Source organism: Actinoplanes nipponensis, assembly GCF_016862275.1.
Lineage (GTDB): Bacteria > Actinomycetota > Actinomycetes > Mycobacteriales > Micromonosporaceae > Actinoplanes > Actinoplanes nipponensis.
The window spans coordinates 1-1,916 of the sequence record NZ_BOMQ01000087.1; the positions used below are offsets into that span (position 1 = coordinate 1).

A 1,916-nucleotide genomic window follows, 5' to 3' on the forward strand; every position below is an offset into this window, starting at 1 on the left:
ACCGGGCCACCGGGCCACCGGGCCACCGGGCCACCGGGCCACCGGGCCACCGGGCCACCGGGCCACCGGGCCACCGGGCCACCGGGCCACCGGGCGTAGCTGCATGTGATGCGGCCCGGCGGCGGTGGGCACTCGGCCGGAGCATGAGAGGGCTTGCGGCGGGGATGTCCCAGCGCAGGAATCTGACTAACCGCCTTGAGCCGGCATCCTCAGCCGGAGCCATGGCATGCACCCAGCTCGACCCGGATGGAACAAAGCACGGACCTCGCGTTCGGCGGGAGCGACGGTCAGGGCCATGCAACCAGGCACGACATGAACTTGATCTTGCCCTTGATCTTGCCCTTGATCTTGTCCTTGATCTTGCCCTTGGCTTCGCGCACGCTGTCGCTAGGTTGTCGACCAGGTGCGGAAGTTGTGCGCGCTGCGGCTCGGGGTCGGGCCGCGCTGGCCCTGGTAGCGCGAGCCGTAGACCGCCGAGCCGTAGGGGTGCTCGGCGGGCGACGACAGCCGGAAGATGCAGAGCTGGCCGATCTTCATGCCCGGCCACAGCTTGATCGGCAGGTTGGCCACGTTGGACAGTTCCAGCGTGACGTGGCCGGAGAAGCCCGGGTCGATGAAGCCGGCGGTCGAGTGGGTGAGCAGGCCGAGGCGGCCCAGGCTGCTCTTGCCCTCCAGGCGCCCGGCGAGCTGGTCGCCCAGCGTGATCACCTCGAGCGTGGAGGCCAGCACGAACTCGCCCGGGTGCAGCACGAACGCCTCACCGTCGGCCGTCTCCACCTCGGCGGTCAGGTCGTCCTGCTGCTCCGCCGGGTCGATGTGCGTGTACAGGTGGTTGTTGAACACGCGGAAGAAGCGGTCCAGCCGCACGTCGATGCTGGAGGGCTGCATCAGCTCCGGCGCGAACGGCTCGAGAGCGAGGTTTTCCGACTTGATCTCGGAGACCAGGTCACGGTCGGACAGCAGCATCGCCACACCATACCGACCGGCTGACAGCAGCGTGTTCGGTGGTCGACTCGAACATGTGTTCGATATGATGTCCGCATGGCTTCCTGGTCCGAATTCGCCGCGGCTGAGCCCGAGCTCGCCGCAGCCGTCCGCGCGCTGCTCCAGCAGTACGGCCCCGGCATGGGCTACCTCGCGACAGTCCGCGCCGACGGCGGGCCACGCGTGCATCCCGTGTCACCCGTCATCACCGACGAGGGCCTCTACTGCTTCGTCGTGAGCTCGGCGAAACGCCGCGACCTCGAACGCGACGGCCGCTACGCCCTGCACTCGTACCCACCGGAGGAGAGCGACGACGAGGCTTACGTGACCGGCCACGCCCGCCCCGTGACCGACCCGGCGGTGATCAACCGACTGGCCGAAGCGCTCCATGCTTCCCCGATGGTGGACTGGCGCCTGTTCGAGTTCGACATCGCCACGGCCATGCTCCGCCGCCACGGCCCGGCCGGCGCCCTGCCCCTGGCCATGACCCTGCGATACCCACCGATCACCCGATCGTGGCGCGACCCGGCCGCCGAGTTAGGCCGGCCCCTGGTCGCCGCCGCGCGGGCGTAGGCGCCGGCCGGGCCACCGCTCTGCGTCGCGGGGTGCTGCCAGGTTCGGGAGGGAGCTGGGCCGCGCCAGGCCCGGCCGGTGCCTACACGGGGCGGTCCTGCGCCGGTGCCCGGCAATCGGGTACAGTGGGGCCGCTCGCGGGTGTAGTTCAATGGCAGAACATCAGCTTCCCAAGCTGAATATGCGGGTTCGATTCCCGTCACCCGCTCCGATCTCGATCGTCGGCCTCTCGCCGGAGTCGTTCAAGAAACGCACGAAGCGCCACCGCAGTCGGGTGTTCGTCCGGCATTGTCTGGTCGGCGATCTGCACGGCTCTGCGGCAGAGCGCGATGGCCTCGCCGGACCGCCCCAGGTCGCGG

General features: G+C 69.6%; 2 protein-coding genes and 1 tRNA gene. 2 read left to right on the forward strand and 1 reads right to left on the reverse strand.

The window, feature by feature from the left end; all coding sequences use genetic code 11:
• Window positions 1–387: 387 nt before the first annotated feature.
• Window positions 388–966 (reverse strand): dCTP deaminase, encoded by a 579-nt coding sequence (gene dcd / locus Ani05nite_RS35605; protein ID WP_203775777.1) that lies wholly within the window; start codon window positions 964–966, stop codon window positions 388–390.
• Between the two features lie 75 nt (window positions 967–1,041).
• Between dcd and Ani05nite_RS35610 the strand changes: the two genes are divergently transcribed.
• Together Ani05nite_RS35610 and Ani05nite_RS35615 are read left to right on the forward strand one after the other, a co-directional pair.
• Window positions 1,042–1,557, forward strand: coding sequence for a pyridoxamine 5'-phosphate oxidase family protein (locus Ani05nite_RS35610; RefSeq protein ID WP_203775779.1), 516 nt, complete (start codon window positions 1,042–1,044; stop codon window positions 1,555–1,557).
• Between the two features lie 137 nt (window positions 1,558–1,694).
• Window positions 1,695–1,765: transfer RNA gene (locus Ani05nite_RS35615), tRNA-Gly, on the forward strand.
• Window positions 1,766–1,916: the final 151 nt, after the last annotated feature.